This is a genomic window from Segatella baroniae B14 (assembly GCF_022024235.1).
Taxonomy (GTDB): domain Bacteria; phylum Bacteroidota; class Bacteroidia; order Bacteroidales; family Bacteroidaceae; genus Prevotella; species Prevotella bryantii.
The window spans coordinates 729,884-749,610 of sequence record NZ_CP091800.1 but is presented as its reverse complement, the minus strand read 5'-3'; the positions used below and the strand labels follow the sequence as shown (position 1 = coordinate 749,610).

Genomic DNA, 19,727 nt, shown 5'->3' with positions numbered 1-19,727 from the left:
GTCCGCAAGTTAACAAAATAATCTAATTACATAAACCTTAATAACATGTCTAAAAACTTTAGCAAAACAACCTTAATTTTTGGATTAGGTGCCACATTGGGACTTGTTAATCCACTCGGAGTGTACGCTGAGACAGGTGTTAATATGTCGCAATCCGTACAACAAGCTAAAAAGATTACAGGTACTATCAATGATTCACAAGGTCCACTGATTGGTGCCACAGTTTTAGAAAAAGGCACTCATAACGGTACTGTAACCGATTTAGATGGTAACTTTACGCTCAATGTCAAATCAGGAGCTACGCTTGTCATCTCTTATATCGGTTATGTAACCAAAGAAGTACAAGTAGGCGGCAAAAATTCAGTTCAAGTTACCTTGGAAGAAGAAGGTCGCAGCTTGAATGATGTCATCGTTATTGGTTATGGTACCCAGCGAAGAGAAGCGGTAACCGGTTCTGTAGCCAATGTAAATGGTGAAAAGTTAAATCAGATTGCTGCTACCAATGCTGCACAGGCTTTACAAGGTAGAGTTGCCGGTGTGCTGATGACACAGACCTCTACCAAACCAGGTGCTGAAATGCAGATCAGAATTCGTGGTCAGCGCTCATTGACCGCAAGTAACGACCCTCTGATCGTACTCGACGGTATACCTTTCATGGGAACCATGAGTGATATCAACCCAGCAGACATCAAGAGTATCGATATCTTGAAAGATGCATCTGCAACAGCCATCTATGGTTCTCGTGGTGCCAACGGTGTTATTATGATTACCACCACCAAGGGTTACGAGGGTGCTCCAGCCAAAATTACCTATAATGCTTACGTCGGTTTCAAGAATACTTTCAAAAAGTATCCAATGATGGATGGAAAGAAATTTGCTGCGATGCGTAAGTATGCTGGTAAATATCAGAATACGATTGAGGAAGACGATAATACGAACACTGACTGGCAAGATCTGTTGCTCCGCACAGGTGTCACTACAAGTCATGACTTGGGTGTAAGTGGTGGTACAAAGGGTGGTAGCTATTCTATTGGTGCTGGTTATTATCACGATGAGTCTGTTCTCCCTACCCAGGGTTACGACCGTTATTCCGTACGTGCTAACTTCGATCAGAATGTAGGTAAATACTTCCATGTCGGTTTGACGACCAACAATAATTATAATATCACGAACGGCTCACAGGTAGGTATGTACAATGCTTTGAGTATGAGCCCATTGGCATCACCTTACGATGAAAATGGTAATCCAAAGCGTGTCGTTAATATGCCTATCGACCATACCTATATTTTCAGCCGTGATGTCGTAGAACATCTCGATGAACTTTATGTCAATGAGACACGAGCTTTCGGTAGCTACAACACCATGTTTGCCGAAGTGAAATGCCCTTGGGTAGATGGTTTAAGCTATCGCGTAAATGTCGGTTTAAACTACAAACAGTCTAAGAATGGTGCATTTACCGGTACTGGTATAGGCAGCGATAATGCAACCAGTCCCAACAACGCTTCTACACTCAATAATATTACGAAGAACTGGGCTATCGAGCACTTGATTACTTACGATCATACCTTTGCAAAAGATCATAAACTGAATCTCGTAGGTATGTATTCAGCTGAACAGACCCGTTTCGAACAGACCAATATGTCTGGTCAGCAGATTCCAGCAGAATACTTCCAGTATTATAATATTGGTGCAGCAGCTGGTGAAATAACCGTAAATCCGGGTAATCAGCGCTATTGGCAGAGTGGTCTGGTATCATGGATGGGCCGTGCGATGTATTCTTATGCCGACAAATATATGTTGAGTGTCGCTTTCCGTGCAGATGCTTCTTCCCGTTTGGCCAAAGGACATCAGTGGCATACCTATCCAGCTATCTCTGCAGGTTGGAATATTGCGAAAGAAAACTTCATGAAAGATTTGAAGTGGATTGATGCTCTGAAGCTCCGTGTAGGTTATGGTGAAACCTCTAACCAGAGTATTAATCCTTATTCTACCTTAGGTGCTTTGAGTACACGTGCATATAACTTCGGTCCTACTACCTACAAAACGGGATATTATGTATCTACACTACCTAATACGGAGTTAGGTTGGGAGTACTCTTCTACCTGGAACTTTGGTCTCGACTTCACCCTCTTCGGTGGCCGCTTGTCAGGTTCCTTCGAGTATTACACCCAGAAAACCAACGACTTGTTGCTTTCTGTATCTCTCCCTTCTACATCGGGTGTAGACAGTTATACGGGTAATATCGGTAAGACACAAAATAAAGGTTGGGAATTATCATTGAACGGAACCATCATCGATAATAAGAATGGTTGGAACTGGGATATGGGTATCAACCTCTATCAGAATAGAAACAAACTGGTAGCTTTGGCTTCAGGGGCTGATCGCGATGAAGGCAACAACTGGTTCGTTGGTCATCCTATCGACTGTATCTACGACTATAATAAGATTGGTCTGTGGCAAGAGGGTGATCCTTATCTGAATATCCTCGAGCCTAATGGTAACGTCGGTATGATTAAGGTGGCTTACCATGGTGAATATAATGAAGACGGCTCTCCTACCCGCGCCATCAACGATAACGACCGTGAAATCATCAGCATGGAACCAGACTTGATGGGTGGTTTCAATACAACTGTAGGTTATAAGAACTTTGATCTCACGGTTATCGGTGCATTCCAGATTGGTGGTAAGGTTATCTCTACTATACACAGTGGTAATGGTTATCTCAATATGTTGTCAGGTCGTCGCGGTAACCTCGACGTAGACTACTGGACAGAAGAGAATACTGGTGCTAAATACCCTAAACCAGGTGGTATAACAAGTGGCGATAACCCTAAGTATGCCAGCACATTAGGCTATTTCGGTGCAGGTTATCTTAAAGTACGTGCCATCACTTTGGGATACAACTTTGATAAGCTAAGAGCCGTAAGAGATTTCGGTATCAGCCGTCTCCGCCTCTATGCTACTATCCAAAACCCATTCGTACTCTTCTCTCCTTATACCAACGAGTGTGGTCTTGACCCAGAAACCAACACCTTCGCTAACGATGGTAGTACATCAGCCGTTACCTCATGGACTGGAGCACATAAGATGCCTGTAATCGGTTATAACACACCATCTACACGTAACATCCTGTTCGGTATTAACTTAACCTTCTAAACGATTAACAAACATGAAAAATAAATATTTCAAAATATCAACTGTCAGCACGGTTCTCATGGGACTTGCGGTATTAAGCTCATGTAGCGATGTGCTCAATGAACAGCCAAGAAGTGATTATGACCCTGGTTTCTTCGAAAGTACTACGGGTGTTGAGGGTGGACTTACTGCCTTATATTCATCGCTTCGCGATCTCTATGGTAATGCGTATTATTTTAACTATTGCGAAACAGGTACTGACGAATATACCTATGCACAAAGTGCAGACGGTAACTTTAAGGATGCCGACCTGACGAGCAAGGGGAGTATCCAGGCTGGTACAAGCCGTTCTGACGCCTTGTGGGGCACTGCTTTCCGATATATCAATAGTGCCAGTGGTGTTATTGAGAACGGTGAAAAAAACAATGCGGATGTCGCTCTGATCAGTGAGGCTTATTTCTTCCGCGCATACTATTACTTCCAGCTGGTACAGGCCTTCGGTGGTGTACCATTGGATCTGGGTGCAGGCGAATTGAAATTTAATACCACTACGGCTCGTACTTCTGTTCGTAACACTGTACCTGAGGTGTATACCCGTGCCGTCTTCCCTGATTTGGAGAAGGCTGTGGCGAATCTTCCTGAGACACCTCGCCTCACCGGTACCGCTACCAAGAATGTCGCTAAATTAGTTTTGGCTCAGGCATACCTTACTTATGCGTGGTGGCTCGAAAATCCTAATAATATCGCTACCTATCCTGAGTGTTCACGTACTGATCCTGATGGACACGATGCGAAATATTATTTCCAAAAGGCTTACGATACGGCTCTTGAAGGTATTAAGAATCCTGGTATCTATGGCCTGATGGATACTTACTACGAGACTACTTCGGGTGAATATGATCGCAACAAGGAGATGATGTTGTATGCTGACCATACCGAGACCAGCGAACAGTATAATCAGGGTAGTCTCACGTATGGTAGCGGTGGTGCTCCTGATAACTTCGTATCATGGATGGGCTGCTGGAACTATACCGTTATGGTATGTAAGAAGAAAGATGGCAGTAACATGAACCCTGTTCAGCGTGAAGCTGTTCAGGCATTGGGTCGCCCATGGACTCGTATGGCTACTCCTATCGATATCTTCCAAAACGAGTTTAAGGATAAAGTACACGATTCTCGTTATGATGGCACTTTCACCACTCGCTTCCATGGCAACTGGAATAAAGGTGGTATAGAAGATGCTGAGGTGGTTAATGCGAACGGCATGACTGTGAAGCCTGGTGATGTTATTTTGAGCTTCATCGATGAGCCACAAGGCGAAACCATCAACTATCCTGCCATTTCTACGGATGATCAGAAGAAGGATGGTAATCCTGGAGAAGATGGTATCGGCGCAGGTACTCTCCCTGGTCGTGCAGACTATGTTATCGGTACTGAGGGTATTAGCCGTCTGTGCTACCCTATGTTGTACAAACAGGGTCCTTTCCGTACAGACAACGGTAACACCTTAGGTCAGCCAAATGCTGGTAGTACTCGTCCTTTCAACATTCTGAAGTTCTCTGAGTTCTATCTCGTCGCTGCAGAAGCTGCTGTGAAGGGGGCTACTACAGAAGCCAACTATTCTGCACGCGACTTGGTGAATACACTTCGTGCTCGTGCTGGTAAATGGGTATATAACGTAAACGATAACAAACCAGTAAGTGCCGACTACAGTAAAGAGATGGTTGACGCTACTCCTCAGGTCATCACTATCGATTATATATTGGATGAGCGTATGCGCGAATACTTTGGTGAAGGCAAGCGTCGTTTCGACTTGATTCGTACCCAGACTTGGGAGGATAAAGCTAAGACGTATCGTATTTGCGGTGACAAACCTGGTTTCCATACTCCTGAGACTCACACACGCTTTATCGAGAAGCACTTGTACCTCGCTCCTATCCCACAGGGTACACTAAATGCTCTCCAGATGACTCCTGAAGAGAAAGCTGCATATCAAAATCCAGGATATGACTTTAAATAGAAATATAGTTTAACAGATTAAGAGATGGAGTTCTGACCGATGGGATATCGGTCAGAACTTTTTTTTACTGGAAAAAATATAAGAATTTATTGCTTTTTAAATATAAATCTGTATCTTTGCACATAAATAAGGCACATTGAGACCATTTTTTTAGAAACGTGAATAATATATAAAAACATCATCATAGAACGATAATAGGATTATAGTAAAAGGAGTTAAACCATGAAATATATGAAACTCATATGGGGATTTGTCCTCTTTATTGCTACGCTCGACATGCAACATGGTTATTACGAATTCATTCGTTTAGCGTCAGCGGTATTTTTTGTCTATTATGCATTCTTCTATTTTAAAGATAATAAGAATGTTCTGGGAACACTCTTTACGGGACTGGCTATCCTTTTTCAGCCTTTTTTCAAGTTTAAATTTGATAAACCGATTTGGAATACTATCGATATTGTTCTCGGAAGTTTCCTGATTATACTTTATTGTATAGAGAATGATTTGATTAAGAAAAAAAAGAAGTAGTCTTTATCCGTTTCATAAAAACTACTTATTTTTTTCATATACCTCGTGAATTGCACTTATTCCTTTTTATGGGATTGTCTTTTTGACGAAACTATCCATGTTTATTTGAGGCCTTTCTTTTCCTCGACAATCCTCTTTTCCTCGGCATATTAATTACTTGACCAGCATCTTTTTCCCATTTTTTACGTATACACCGGCACGTGTAGGTTGCTGAACACGTACACCCTGAACAGTATACCAAAGATCATCAGAGTTTGCCGTCGTAGTATCTGCGATAGAAGTGATTCCCGTAGTCGTATTGTCTAAAGCTATCGAAAGTTCCCGATCGTTAGTTACATTCACGCGGTCGGTAAGATATGGTGACTGGTCGGTAAGCATACTCGCTATCATATCTTCACCATACACAAAAAGTGGGAACATCGCAGCTGATTCACCTAACAAATTCTTAATGGCACCTAAGGTAGCGGTCAAATCGGTAATCACCCCTTCAGAACGTTCATTTAAATTTTCATTCCCTTCAGCCTGAAGGGTAGCTCCTTCTATCAGTCTGTTATAGATCGTTTCTAAACTTGAAGCCATCAACTGTTTCATGGATGCAGAAAGCGGATTCTGAGCTTCGAAAATCTTTCGTACACTCGACTGGAAACGTCCTTTGGCATAGTTTGAGAAATCAGATTCAGAAGCCAATCCTGTTACCATGCGAGTTTGTATGGTTAAAGTGCTCAAATCATCACTGAGTACCATTTCTCTAAAGTCGCAAGGGTAAGATATCAAACTGCCGGTTGAGATATCGTAGATTGAATTCTTTTCGCTGTCGACATAGTCTTTAGCAATATCGGAGGTGTGGAAATGACCTGTGAATACGGCATGTACACCTGCACTGAGCAGTGAATCCTTTATCGTTTCGTGATATTCTGCCAAAGCCGTACTATTGAAAAAGTCTTCCTTATAGAAATGTTCGATGAGTCCATGGTGCATCATGGCGATGACCTTCTCACCCGCTTTACGCGCAGCAACAGCCTGCTGATAAGCCCAAAGTAGAGTGCCGTCAGCTAATTTACCCTGACGTGAATCTATACAGAGCAACGTGAGCCCTTGAAAAGGCTTAACGATATAACTGAGTGAATGTTCGTCGCGTGCAGTAGCCTGCTGATACCCCATCGTAGCATATGTCTGTTCAAAAAATGAATCATCAGCCACCTCTACTGGAGTAACCACATCACCATCATAAGCTACCGCATTGCTATTCGTACCACGATCGTGGTTGCCTGGAACGACATACACTTGAATACCGGCATCCACCAGTTTCTGCAAGCCTGTAGCCACATAAACATGACTCTGCTTTTCACCGTCTTTCGTCAAATCGCCAGCAACCAGCAACATATCAGGCTTTTCAGCCAAAGCGAAATCAACCATCCCATCGAAAATCTCCCAACTCTTGTCGACCATCTTTCGATCGGATGCCAGATAATTCTGCCATGCATTACCGGCATTGACCAGCAAAGCAGGATTCATGACATGTAAGTCGGTCCATAACATAATCTTTTTACCTGATGAAATAGATGAAACTGAACTAACTGTAAAGCCATTAGAGGCTGAAATAGAAATAGTTGCCAAAACTGCAACTAACACAGAAAGAAACTTCTTCATACATAAATACGCTAATATTGATCTACCTGAAAACTGGCTGCAAAGATACAATAAAAATTGAAACCGCAACATGATTTTTAATTTTTCGAATCGTATTTTTAATTTTTATAGCTAAAACGACTGTGTGCCATCCATTTAAGCCACATTTTTTCGGTAATAAAAGAGCGGTTTTCTTGTTTTATCAATTTAAAATCGTATATTTGCAATACAAGTTATTTTTTATATTACGCATTAAAACACTATATTATGGCAAAAGTTTTATTGGTAATCGGTCACTCGTATCAAGACTATTCAGTAGCAAACAAGGAAATCGTTAAGCAACTTACAGAAGCTATTCCAGGTGTAGAAGTGGATAATCTCGCAGAACTTTATCCTGACTTCAAAATTGATATTCAGGCTGAACAGCAGAAACTGCTGCAAGCTGATATTATCATCGTACAGTCACCTTTATTCTGGTATTCGATGTCAGCACTTACGATGCGCTGGTGGGAAGAAACCTTCGCTCACGGGTGGGCTTATGGCAGCACGGGAACAGCACTCAAAGGTAAGAAGATTATATTCGGCATTACTGCTGGCGCTCCTACAGAAATCTATCAGGGTGGTAACTTGGGTATAACCGATCAGGATATCCTGAATCGCTTTAAGGTGAGCGCAGTCTTCTGTAATATGGAATATTTAGGTGGCGTCTTTACTGGAGGTTTACTCAATGCTGGTTCGGGGCATTTGTCTGAAGCTGCAGCCCGCGCTGTGCAAGAGCATGTCGATAAGATTGTAAAGCTCATCCGATAGAATAATCGTCATTTCAGTAAAATCTACCATCATTACATCATTTATTTCAAGCAAACATATTTGTTTTCCAAATAATATTCGTATTTTCGCATGAGAAAACGGAAGATATGATGAAATTATTACTGTGTACCTTTTTTTTATTTCTATATACATTGCATACTTGGGGCCATGGCACACAATCATTCAACTACTTAGAATCGTTGATTGGCAAACCGATTGTAATTCCTACCTACGAGAATGGCAATCGTAACTTGAAATATGTCTATGTTTCTGATGCATGGAATGATGGTATTTTTACTCCTGATGAGCAGGTCTCCACTGATATTCTGGGCAGACAGGTCGTAGTGCAAGAATATCGTTATATCTTCACAGGTAAGGTGGAGACTTCTTCGATCAATCTTCGTATTCGGGTGGATGATGAACTGGAGGATGTCATTTTGCATCTGCCCCTCTATTTGCATCGAAAGGATGGCAATGCTGCCAAGATTCTTGAAGATTTGTTTTACCAGAAACCGTATGATACCGATAAATCGCTCAAGGGAGAGATTATCGCCAACTATTATACACCTTTTGCTATTCGGCTGCACGAGGTGCCCTTTGGACTTTTCGAAAAAGCCAAATCCTATTACCATCATCTGTACTTTATTAATGTGCACCAATGGTTAGCTCGCACACCTCATATCATGCGCGACCTCACCTTCCGCGGTTTTTCGTATCTTGATAAATATGCCAGTTTTACAGACTATGAGAAAGATCCTCATATCGTCTACCATATTCAGCCATACAAGGCGATTAATCGCGACCGTCTCGTAGCTGAGTTTATTTCGATGGATGATTATCGTATCAAACGCTATCTGGAAATCGAAAACGAGAGTACTTTCGACCATATCACCACACCAAGTGATTATGCCCGACAGTGCCTCCAAGCGTATGCTGGCGACAGTTTGTATCGTCATATCAACCAGCTCAAGGGGAAGACATTTTACATTCGCCAATTGCCACAACAGAAGTATATGCCGGTTATCGCGAGAAATCAGCAGTTGGCAGGAATGAACGATTACGTAGGTGGACAAATCTCTAATCGCTATTATAAAGTAGTAGACATTCGCCCGGTTCTTCGTCCCGGCGAAGGGAGCAATTACTATTATATACCCTACCTCGTTCTTCAAGATAATGATGCGTTTAAGCCTTACAAAGGCATCGCCTTGACGAGCGACTCGTTGGCGTATTATCTGCAACCTGCTGACGGACATCCGCTTTCGGGTGTATTGGATAAAAGCGAAAAGCAGCATTATTTCGACATCCTCGCCGACAAATATGGCGACAAAAATGCGAAATGGATTGTACAGGGTATGGTAAAACCAGACTTTACCAAACCGATGTGCGAGGCAGCGTGGGGTATGCCGAGAGACAAGACGAGCACCGTAACCGATAATGGCTGGTGGGAACTGTTTATTTATGGTACGGGTAATTATCTATATTTTAAGAATGGCAAACTGGCTGTCATTCAGTATTAAATAATTGGTTTTAGCTTATGAAATTACACACAAACAATTATTATCAAACTTTTCGCACGAAATGGCTTTTTCTACGAACCAAATATACTTGCATATTGTTGCTCTTATTTTTTTCGGGCACCACGATGCGTGCTGATAATAATGCAGAAGAAGCCCGGAAACTCTTTAACAGTGTATACCATATGGTATTCGGTCCTGAAGGTTCCACACTGAGCTATGATGTCAATATCATCGGTTTATATAAGACGAAAGGCACCATCTGGTATAAGGGGAAGAAGAGTCGCTATACCGAAGCCCGATATATGTCGTGGAATAATGGTGTAACGGCTTATCAGGTAGATAAGAAAAAGAAGACTGTAGGTATTTATCGGGCTGACGACGACAGCAAAGATAAATATTTGTCTAAGTTTAAATATGATCTCAACGATTATATCTATAGCTGGTCTTATTGCAAGGATGGTATTCAGATCTGTCTGAAACCGAAATCGAGTAAAATCTTTGGTATCCGTCAGGCAATTGGGGTAATCGATAAGAAAACTCACTACCCGCTTTACTTGCGTATCAAAGTGGCCTTCTTCTGGACGACCGTGAAGATTTTCGATTTCAAAGCTGGCAATATTCACGATTCTATCTTCCACTACCCTGCTGCTAACTTTAAGGGGTATACGATAGAAGACCATCGTAAAAAGTAAGCGTATTTCCTATATAACCAGATCTGATCATTGTATATGAAATGATCAAATGTGGGCGACATCATGTTCTACAGAAACAGAACAGATGCCGCCCTTTATTCGTATTGATTCTTCTAAATGATGCAACCTGCATCCTTATATATACTTACAAAATACGCTATGCCTGGTTAGGGATTACTCGCTTTCGTGCTACTCCGATAGCCGAACGGGTACATACCAGTCGACAGAGGTGGCATCCCACACATTTGCTACCAATCAGTTTTGGTCTCCGTCTCTTGGCGTCGAAGGCGATAGCCTGATGTCCACCGTCCATACATGCCACATAGCAGCGCCCACAACCGATACACTGTTCGTGATTAAAGTGCGGATACAGTATGGTATCGCGCTCTACCTGGGTATGACTGACCACCGTTTTCCGTGCTACACCGCTCAGTTTCTTCAACTGATCCATGTGGATGGCTTTCAGATAAAACTGTAAACCACTGATCATATCTTCTACTATACGATAACCATACTGCATAACTGAAGTCGTTACCTGTAGACTGTTAGCTCCTAAGGCGAGAAAATCTACGGCATCTATCCAACTCTCTATACCGCCCATACCACTAATATGCATATCGGCAAGTTCTTCACTGTGGCCCAAATCGCTGATAAAGCGCAGTGCTATCGGCTTCACGGCTTGTCCGGAATAGCCGCCTACCATTGAGTAGCCGTGTACTTCAGGTTTGGCCACCAGACTCTCTAAGTCTACCCCTGTGATACTATTAATCGTGTTGATGGCCGCTATACCATCGGCACCGCCACGTTTAGCCGCAATCGCCATCGGTACCATGTCGGTGATATTCGGCGTCATCTTGGCTAGAATCGGCAAATTCGTACCTAAGCGTGTAGCACGAGTAAAGCGTTCTATCAGTGTAGCATCCTGTCCGATCGTGATACCCAACTTATCGTTTTCCATATTCGGACAACTAAAGTTACACTCGATGACATCCGCGCCAGCTTCCTCGCATTTTCGAGCGAGTGTGGTCCACTCTTCCTCATTTTGTCCCATAATAGAGGCCACAATCACCTTATTTGGAAATTCTGCCTTGAGCTGACGGAACACTTCCATATTCTCGTCTACACTATGATCGCTCAACTGCTCGATATTCTTAAATCCACAGAAGGCATTGGCATGGTTACTGATTGTACTGAATCGTGGAGAAGCCTCATGCTGAGGGAAATTGCAAATCGTCTTAAACGATACACCTGCCCATCCTGCCCGAAAAGCATTGGCTATCATCTCGTAATTGCTCGCTACCACAGAGGAACTGAGCATGAATGGATTTTCTAATTTTACACCACAGATATCGGTAGAGATATCGGGCATGTCAGCGGTTGAGGTCAACGCCTCATATTGCGAGAGCGACCCTTCTGTCAGATGATTCAGAATAGACTTGATCGGCACCGGATAGGTGTGCTGATTCAAGACACAGGCCTGCTCACAAGGGGCTTCACAGGTAGCACAGGTCTTGCCATCCATCCTGTTTATCGCACCCATACCATTCGAGAAATATATCGAACGAAGGATATCGCCTACTGGCATCTGCTTGCAGCAAGAAGCCGTGCAAGGTGCATCATGACAAAGTAAACATCTGTTCACTTCAGAGATATCAATGAAGGGATAATTATCAAAATGAATCATAGTCAATAGGTGTTTTAAAGTTAACAATGCGAAAATAGAACACGCGACGGCTCAATATATTACTTCAAGCTCAAAATGAATTACTTCGTATACAAATATACTAAAAATACAGGTATAAACCAACGATTTAAGGCTCTATTTTAATAGGAATCGATAAAATTATTGTATATTTGCATCGTATATAGATAATTCTATAACAGATTTCGTATATATAGAAGTTCAGGGTATTAGAGAAGATATTATTTTTCCAAAGAAAAAGATTTAGTTAAAGATAAAATGACACAAAACAGAATGAAGTCGATAATCTTATCTATGGTATGTCTGATGGCATTACCACTATCGACGTTTGCTCAAACGCAAATTTTTTACGAGAGTTTTAATGAGAATTCGGGTACTGGTGGCAATGACGACGCCTGGACAGGGTCTATTGCTAATAATAACAGCGTAAAGACCGATAACGAAGGATGGGAGTTGACAAAGGCTTATGGTGCATCTCAGTGTCTCAAGTTCGGAGCTAATTCTTCATTGGGCTCTGCAGTTACACCTGCTATTAATGGTGTCAAGGACACGACCTGGGTATCCTTCAGAGCTGGTGCTTGGGCTAATGATAGCAAGACGTTGAAAATCAGTGCCAGTAGTGGTACGCTCGAACAGACTTCTGTGGAGTTGGGCGATGCAACGTGGAAAACTTATACTATCAAACTTATTGGTGCGAGCAATGGGGTTAAGATTACTTTCGCTGCTGCTCAGAAGAGTAAAAACCGCTTTTTCCTCGATGATGTAACGCTCACCGTAGATGGTGAGGCTGCCGGTTCTACAGATCCGTCAACAGATAATCCGACAACAGGCGATCAGACCGATGAGGCTGTTACGGCTTCGGTAAAGAGTATCAGTGAGTGGAATGAGTTGGCTGATGGAACTATCGCTCAACTCTATATCGCCGATAGCGAGAATGCACGTGTCATCGCTGTAGAAGACGATCAGGCTACTCTCAAAAATGACAAGGGTGATGTCCTCATCATGCGTGGTTTCACCAAGAATCCTACGATGAAGGTTCAGCAGCATGTTGCGGGCTATATCATTGGCAAGAAGAATTTTCAGGATGGTCTGTCTGTTCTCGATGGTATCAAGAAGACCAGCACATATCTGCTGCTCATCGCTGACCCTGTAACGGAATCGAATGTAGAAACGGCTATCCTGCAGATAGAAGCTGTATCTCGCAGCCATCAGGGATATTTCTTCGATCTTAACGGTGTCAACCGTGGTACCAATCAAGCGCTATTGCCTGCAGGAGTGTATATTCTCAATGGTAACAAAATAACGATTAAATAAAGGAGGTAAGCATCATGAAAAAATTTTTATCTTTAAGCCTCTGCCTCCTGTCTGCTTGGGTGGCTATGGCTCAGACGACAACTGAGAAACTCGCTCATTCTATATATCTTAAGAATGGGGTTACGGTTTCTTTTGACTATAATCAGCTCGACTCTACCCGTATCATCTATACGCCAGAAGGCGACTCTCTGGGTATCAAGGTGTATGTCCGTGGCAAAGAGTCTGCCGACTACTTGTACTCACAGATTAAGTATGTCGTATTCTGGGGCGATGGCGAAGCTGCTGGTGAAAACTTAAACCGTAATAACGAAGCTGACTTGGCAAAGAATAAGGAGGGATGGCGATTGGAATTCCCTCGTTTCTATCAGGGCTCTAATCGTACTTTCGAAATCAGTCACTATTCTGATGTCGCTGGCGTAAACTACTCGCTCGAATGGGACGGCGATAAGAGAGCCAACCGATGGACTTGCTATGAAATGTACGATAAGGTTCTCCAAAAGGCCGTTGGTCGAAGCGACAATTTCCGCGAAGATTCGCTTATCGATGCCGATTGTCGCACCACGCTCAACGATTACAAGAATACCGGTTACTCTCGAGGCCACCTCTGCCCTTCTTACGATCGTCTTTGCTCAAGAGAGTCTAACGACCAAACCTTCTATCTGAGCAATATGCAACCTCAAAACCAGGATCACAATGGCGGTGTCTGGGCTAATCTGGAAACGAAAGTACACGATGTATGGTCATCTATCTGCGATACCCTTTACGTTGTTAAGGCTGCCACCATTGATAACGAAGACCAAATCCTCGGATATACATCCAAGAGCAATGGTGAAGCCTCTGATTCATACTTCCATATGATTATTCCGAAATATTTCTACATGGCTCTACTGGCTTATAACAAAGAGTTGAATAGCTACGATGCGCTTGGAATCTGGTCGCCACATCAGAGCAATTCTACAACTGAATATATTACCATCGATGAGTTGGAACGTCGTACGGGTATCGATTTCTTCTGTAATCTTCCAGATGCTATCGAACGACAAGTCGAAGCTACGGTCGATGAAGATTACTGGAGTGTCAAGGTCTCTCAATAAAACGATTAAAAACGTATATACCAAAAAAGATCGAGGGTGTGTTCAAACGATTGAGCACACCCTCGACTGTATTATCATCTTTCAAACATATGAATCTGCACATGACAGATTTACTGCTTACTCTTCTCCATATAAATCTTATAGGTTTCTTTAGCCCCATTCACTGCTGTACCAACAAAGACAAGTACAGGTTCCTTCAACCCTTTCAGGTTGACTTCCACTTTCTTCTCACCCTTCAGTGTAAGCTGGCGTACAGCATGACCTGAGAAACTGACTACTTCGAGCGACTTCAGTGGCTGGTCTGATGTAACTATCGCCTTATTCCCTTTCAGCGTAGCCGTAAGCTTAAAGGATGCTCCTTCAGACTTCGTCGTAGCAATGGAAGCAGCAGAAGCATCTACCTGATAGCCCTCCAGACTTAACATTTTCAGCGCATAACGCTTGCCCAGTTCCTCATAGCCCTCATGGGCAAAATGTAGATTATCCGGACCAACCTGACATCCATATGATGAAATGACATGGGCAGTAGGGATAACCTCCTGAATGCGGTCGATCATTTTATTTGCTCCGGCACATACACCATGCTGATCGTTGCCCACAACCTCACCTACCAGTAAAGGTACCTGCTTAGCATTCAGATGCAGTTCACTTAAGATATCCTGATAGATAAATTTCATTTTATCTAACCATCCCTCATTCCAAGCATCCGTCTCGCCTTGATGATAAAGAATACCTTTAATCACACCCTCTTTCTGAGCCTGTCGAGCCATATCGAGCAGACGCTGACGCGGATTACCGTTATAATATTCGATTTCCTTCTTCATCCAGTCGGCTGTAACATTCTTCACATAGTCTTGATAAAGATTCTTGTGAAAGAGGTCACTGGCACATCCGTTTACAGCCACGTGTACGACACCCACACGAACTTTTTCTGGTAAAACCTTCACCATCTGTCGGCCGAAGAAATCCGTTGGACCGATACCTGCATAACGGCGACAGAGTGGTGGCACTGCCTTACGCCAGGTGCCCATGGTTCGGTCTTGATCATTGACTGCATTAAGCGACTGGAAACGAGCATCCACAACAGAGTCTGCTGGCTGCACTTTAGCAGCACCTACCATATTCGACTGTCCGATACATAGATAGATATGGAAATTTTTGTCCTGGGCATGTGTTGTCAAGGCAAAAGAAAGCAACATTCCTGCTGCAATAAGCCATTTACGTTTCATTTGTACGTTATTTATAAGGTTTTATGATAAAAATTGATTTTATAGTTTATTGCAAAAGTAAATCATTTATCTTAAACTATAAAATATTTTTCTGCATTTAACAGTTTACTTAACATACCCATTCACTTCATCAAACCTAAAAATTTGAAAGGGGATGAACCTGAATGATAATACCAGGTCCATCCCCTTAACTTTCATAAACATGATGATAACAACATCACCATTAAAATAATCCACTGTATGATTATGCGGAAGAGCGATAACCATCGCCATATGTTACTACGAGGAAGATGAGCATATTTACTCATCCGAGTCTTCCACGTTGCTCGCACCCACGATACCGAGAATACTCGATATCAGGGTGGCGAGTATCTTGAGTAGAAGCGTTACTTCATTCTTTTTCAAGAGCATACCTCCGTTTCTTTACTACTAAAATTCCTTATTGTCGTCGCCAGTGCTGCCTGAACCGCTTCCTGGGGTATTGCTACCAGAGTTATTATTATCAGTATTGCCACTTGCAGGTTTATCGTCACCTGCTGCAGCACCGTTACCAGCATTCTTACTTTTACGCTCATTTACGGCAATCTGGGTACCCGCATCCTGATAGTCGGCCAGATTCTCTACACGAATACCCTCTATCAGCGGATTATGACGCATGTGATTTGAACTGTCGACGGTTACTTCTGGACTGAATAGTACATGTAAACCATGAATGTTAGCAGCCGGGGAGAACGTAGAAGCCGTTTCGGCTGCAGAGGTTTTTAATCCAATCTTAAAACTGCCTAATCCATCCAACTTAACACGTTTTCCCTCCTGAAGCTGTAATGAGATTTCGGTCACGAGAGAAGATATAACGGCCAGGATATCCGGATAAGTCACGGTGCATCGAAGTCCGATATTCTTCGCTAATACTTTTGTGTCTGCCATGCCTACTGCAACAGCACGGGCATACCATTTACCTAGGTTCTTTGCGTTTTTTCGCTTTTCTTGTACCAATCGATATTTTACTGACATATATTTACAGAGAGCATTCCGACTTTTCTGTTTTTTGTCGGCAGAAGAAGCGTTGCTTCTCCACTTCGTTTGTGTTTATGTGAATTGTAATTATCTGATTTCGAGTTCTACATCCATACCTCTGGCGATGGCTGCATTCATTCGGTCGATCAGTATTCTGAGGATAGATGTACTGTTGATCACCATGCCTTTCAACTTGTTGAAGCCTACCAGCACACAGCCTCGTGTATCATTCGGCCGATTGCCGGCATGGATACGAATGCCTTCAAAACCGGGTACAGCCATCAGCTGAGGTAAGATACAGCCAAACTTCGGACTCTTCGTGAGTGTCACGTGATAGATGCCCTGAGGTATCGCTGTCGGTCCTTTGCACTTCGCCAGAAGGATATCATCATACGTCGATGCCGATGTCAATGAGCGGTCTGGCGGTTCCAGGGTATCACAGAAGTAATGCCTGTCGATAAATAAGTGACCTATCGTATAAGAAGGTTTACGGGCCACACGTGCAATTTTTATTTTCATATTCATTTTGTGTTTGTGTATATGTTTCTGATTACGGTTGCAAAGATACGATAAGTATGGGTCAAAAAAATATCCGATATATCCAACAACTGGTTGAATATATCGGAATAACCAAAAAACGATGAATAAAATCTCCCCGACTGAGTATCTATGATATTGCCGTTCAGTCCATGCACTTTGTCTAACTCCTTGCCATTATACTTCAAGGGCTGTATGTTGGTATTTTCATGGGCAAACGGCGTACCGAAAGGATAATATATCGGATAACTACTTCGGAGCACAAATCGGTGCCAATTTGCTATCTCAATATCTATCTTGTAGTTAAATATGTATAAAAACGTATCATAATTACGAAAATCAGAGATAGATGTGCTGTCTTTATAAAATGTTATTTGTATTTTCGTAGCAAAATTACGATAATAGATAAAATATTGCGGTATGATACGAGAGTTTTGGGTAAAGAACTATCTTTCCATTCGCGACAAGCAGGAATTAAGCTTCGTGGCCAAGGGACCATCTTCGGAACTTGTCACCGAAATTGCTGATGGTGTGTTCTTGTATAAGTTAGGCATCCTATATGGTTCAAACGCTTCGGGTAAGTCGAATATGCTGATAGCCATGAATGAGGTATTCCGTCTGTTGGTCATGCCTAAATCGGATGCGACAGTCGAAATTGGCGGTTACATACCCTTTGTACTCACCAAAGATGAACCAACGGAAATGTACGTGTCATTCTATGCCGATGGCACCCGATATGACTACGATGTCAAATTCAACGGCAAGCACATTTTAAGTGAAGCCTTGTACTATTATCCAAACAAATCGAAATCGCTGTTCTATGAGCGTAGTTTTGTGGGCGAGAATGTACAGGCAGACATCAAGTTCGGTGCGAGTCTCAAACTGCAAGTCAAGACACAGGAAAGCATCCGAGAAAACACCTTAAATAATCACAGTGTATTATCTGTATGCCGAAAGGCTGCCTTGAAAGAAGACATAGCTCCATTCAACACACTTCACGCTTGGATTATGGCCAATTATCACGATGTGGACGGCAATGTAGAAAAGGGACTTGTTGAGATCTTGAAGGATGCTTATAGCAATTCTAAGAAGCGTAAGTTCTATAACACCATGCTCCAGAAGGCCGACTTGAACATTCTGGAATATCGTCCTGTTGTGGAGGACCGCATTGTGCCCAATGATTTCCGCGAGCGCATCCAGAAAGAGAACATCCCCGAGGAGATGAAAGATGTGCTTTTGAAGCCAACCACAGATTCCATCACCTTCTTGAACCATTCCGACAATGGTGACTTTGATATTCCTCTTAGATGGCAGTCAAAGGGTACTCAGAAGTATATCCGCATATTGGATGCCTTGTACGACTTGATAACGAGTCCTCATGTGTACTATCTTGATGAACTGGGCGAGGATCTGCACAATGACCTGCTGTACTACTATCTCAACGTCTTCATCTTCAACTCCGATAAGTCGCAGCTGATTATCACGAGCCAGGAAACCACCCTTCTGTCACAGGATATGATAAATGAGAATCGAGGTGTGGTGTGGTTTGTCGAGAAGAACAAAGAGACAGCTTCATCCGAATATGCTCGTGGCGACTCCTTCGGCTTGCACAAGAATCTCTCGCTTTACAATTCATACCGCATTGGTAGATTGGGAGCCAAACCAGAACTGGGTAGTATCTTTATCAACTTGGAGGACTGATATGGGAAAGCAACGACAGACAGCACTCATCCTGGGTGAAGGGCCAACGGAGTTCTTCTATTTCAAGTCCTTATGCGACATGTTCAAACGTCTGACCATTAAACCCGACTATCCGAAGCATACCAACCTCAAGGAACTGGAAGCCAAGATAGCAGAGGGCGTGGCAATGGGTTACAACCATATCTTCTGCATCATCGATATGGACACGAAGGACAAGGAGCCAGAGCATTCACAATATCAGAAACTAAAGGCAAAGTATGCCAAGCCTATCAACAAGCCCAAGAAAGGTATCTACTGCGAGGTGGAGTTCTTCGAGACTCACCGCTGCACAGAACTGTTCTTCCTATACTATTTCCGCTACACCTCACGTCCATACGAAGCACAAGAGCCTTTACTCAAAGACCTGAATCAATGTGTGGAGTATCGGAAGACAATAGAATTCTTCATCAAGACCAAAGGACTTCATGGTTACTTTGAACGCAATGGTGGCAGTCTCGAAAATGCTATGGCCAATGCCAATCGGTCTGTGGAAGAGAAACTTAAGAGTGATAGAGATTATACTTACTCGGAGCTCGGAAGGTTAATGAAGAAACTGAAAGGGTTGGACTAATAGTTTCATAGTTATATCTACCATGAGCACCACAATTACGCTTCAATTCGCGTGAAATGCTACTTTGACTCACTTTTATTGCAGTTGCAATCTGCTTTTTATTCATTCCGTTTTTCATACCACTACACCTCAGAAAATTGCACTTCTATTGTGAACTTGCGAAAGCCCAAAACACTTCCACATGAATTAAAA

The 19,727-nt window shown here is 42.7% G+C and carries 15 protein-coding genes; 10 read left to right on the top strand and 5 right to left on the bottom strand.

Features of this window, described 5'->3' with window-relative positions; genetic code table 11:
* Positions 1 to 144: 144 nt before the first annotated feature.
* From L6469_RS13100 to L6469_RS13090, 3 genes are all read left to right on the top strand, one after another.
* On the top strand, positions 145 to 3,156 hold the full coding sequence (locus L6469_RS13100) for a SusC/RagA family TonB-linked outer membrane protein (protein ID WP_223918756.1): 3,012 nt from the start codon (positions 145 to 147) through the stop codon (positions 3,154 to 3,156).
* A gap of 13 nt (positions 3,157 to 3,169) precedes the next feature.
* Positions 3,170 to 5,155, top strand: a complete 1,986-nt coding sequence (locus L6469_RS13095; protein ID WP_006283111.1) for a RagB/SusD family nutrient uptake outer membrane protein — start codon at positions 3,170 to 3,172, stop codon at positions 5,153 to 5,155.
* Between the two features lie 231 nt (positions 5,156 to 5,386).
* A complete protein-coding gene (locus L6469_RS13090; RefSeq protein WP_218144111.1) occupies positions 5,387 to 5,683 on the top strand; it encodes a DUF6804 family protein in 297 nt (98 codons plus the stop codon).
* A gap of 153 nt (positions 5,684 to 5,836) precedes the next feature.
* Here L6469_RS13090 and L6469_RS13085 read toward each other — a convergent pair whose 3' ends face one another.
* Positions 5,837 to 7,333 carry a metallophosphoesterase family protein gene (locus L6469_RS13085; RefSeq protein ID WP_006283113.1) on the bottom strand — a complete coding sequence of 499 codons (1,497 nt, stop codon included), beginning with the start codon at positions 7,331 to 7,333 and terminating at the stop codon, positions 5,837 to 5,839.
* A gap of 246 nt (positions 7,334 to 7,579) precedes the next feature.
* Here L6469_RS13085 and L6469_RS13080 point away from each other — a divergent pair, with 246 nt between their 5' ends.
* The 3 genes from L6469_RS13080 (at position 7,580) to L6469_RS13070 (ending at position 10,331) form a co-directional block, all read left to right on the top strand.
* The gene (locus L6469_RS13080; RefSeq protein WP_006283114.1) at positions 7,580 to 8,122 is read left to right on the top strand and encodes an NAD(P)H-dependent oxidoreductase; all 543 of its coding nucleotides are present in this window, start codon (positions 7,580 to 7,582) and stop codon (positions 8,120 to 8,122) included.
* 107 nt (positions 8,123 to 8,229) lie between these two features.
* Positions 8,230 to 9,639 carry a hypothetical protein gene (locus L6469_RS13075; protein ID WP_074803160.1) on the top strand — a complete coding sequence of 470 codons (1,410 nt, stop codon included), beginning with the start codon at positions 8,230 to 8,232 and terminating at the stop codon, positions 9,637 to 9,639.
* 98 nt (positions 9,640 to 9,737) lie between these two features.
* Entirely contained in the window at positions 9,738 to 10,331 is a 594-nt protein-coding gene (locus tag L6469_RS13070; protein ID WP_143067172.1) for a hypothetical protein, read from the top strand.
* A gap of 157 nt (positions 10,332 to 10,488) precedes the next feature.
* Here L6469_RS13070 and preA read toward each other — a convergent pair whose 3' ends face one another.
* Positions 10,489 to 12,015, bottom strand: coding sequence for an NAD-dependent dihydropyrimidine dehydrogenase subunit PreA (gene preA, locus L6469_RS13065; RefSeq protein ID WP_006283116.1), 1,527 nt, complete (start codon positions 12,013 to 12,015; stop codon positions 10,489 to 10,491).
* Positions 12,016 to 12,306: 291 nt separating this feature from the next.
* Between preA and L6469_RS13060 the strand changes: the two genes are divergently transcribed.
* Entirely contained in the window at positions 12,307 to 13,347 is a 1,041-nt protein-coding gene (locus tag L6469_RS13060) for a hypothetical protein (protein WP_143067171.1), read from the top strand.
* A gap of 14 nt (positions 13,348 to 13,361) precedes the next feature.
* Positions 13,362 to 14,441, top strand: a complete 1,080-nt coding sequence (locus tag L6469_RS13055; protein ID WP_006283118.1) for a DNA/RNA non-specific endonuclease — start codon at positions 13,362 to 13,364, stop codon at positions 14,439 to 14,441.
* A gap of 110 nt (positions 14,442 to 14,551) precedes the next feature.
* On the opposite strand, the gene L6469_RS13050 is transcribed toward L6469_RS13055, so the two are convergent.
* From L6469_RS13050 to L6469_RS13040, 3 genes are all read right to left on the bottom strand, one after another.
* Complete coding sequence (locus L6469_RS13050; protein WP_006283119.1) at positions 14,552 to 15,670, bottom strand: sialate O-acetylesterase; 1,119 nt, start codon at positions 15,668 to 15,670, stop codon at positions 14,552 to 14,554.
* Between the two features lie 429 nt (positions 15,671 to 16,099).
* On the bottom strand, positions 16,100 to 16,684 hold the full coding sequence (locus L6469_RS13045) for a putative DNA-binding protein (protein ID WP_006283120.1): 585 nt from the start codon (positions 16,682 to 16,684) through the stop codon (positions 16,100 to 16,102).
* A 90-nt stretch (positions 16,685 to 16,774) separates the two neighbouring features.
* Complete coding sequence (locus tag L6469_RS13040; protein WP_006283121.1) at positions 16,775 to 17,206, bottom strand: DUF5675 family protein; 432 nt, start codon at positions 17,204 to 17,206, stop codon at positions 16,775 to 16,777.
* A gap of 438 nt (positions 17,207 to 17,644) precedes the next feature.
* Between L6469_RS13040 and L6469_RS13035 the strand changes: the two genes are divergently transcribed.
* Both L6469_RS13035 and L6469_RS13030 read left to right on the top strand, forming a co-directional pair.
* Positions 17,645 to 18,925, top strand: coding sequence for an AAA family ATPase (locus L6469_RS13035; protein ID WP_074803157.1), 1,281 nt, complete (start codon positions 17,645 to 17,647; stop codon positions 18,923 to 18,925).
* 1 nt (position 18,926) lies between these two features.
* Positions 18,927 to 19,535: an RloB family protein gene (locus L6469_RS13030; protein ID WP_074803154.1), complete on the top strand. Its 609-nt coding sequence runs from the start codon at positions 18,927 to 18,929 to the stop codon at positions 19,533 to 19,535.
* Positions 19,536 to 19,727: the final 192 nt, after the last annotated feature.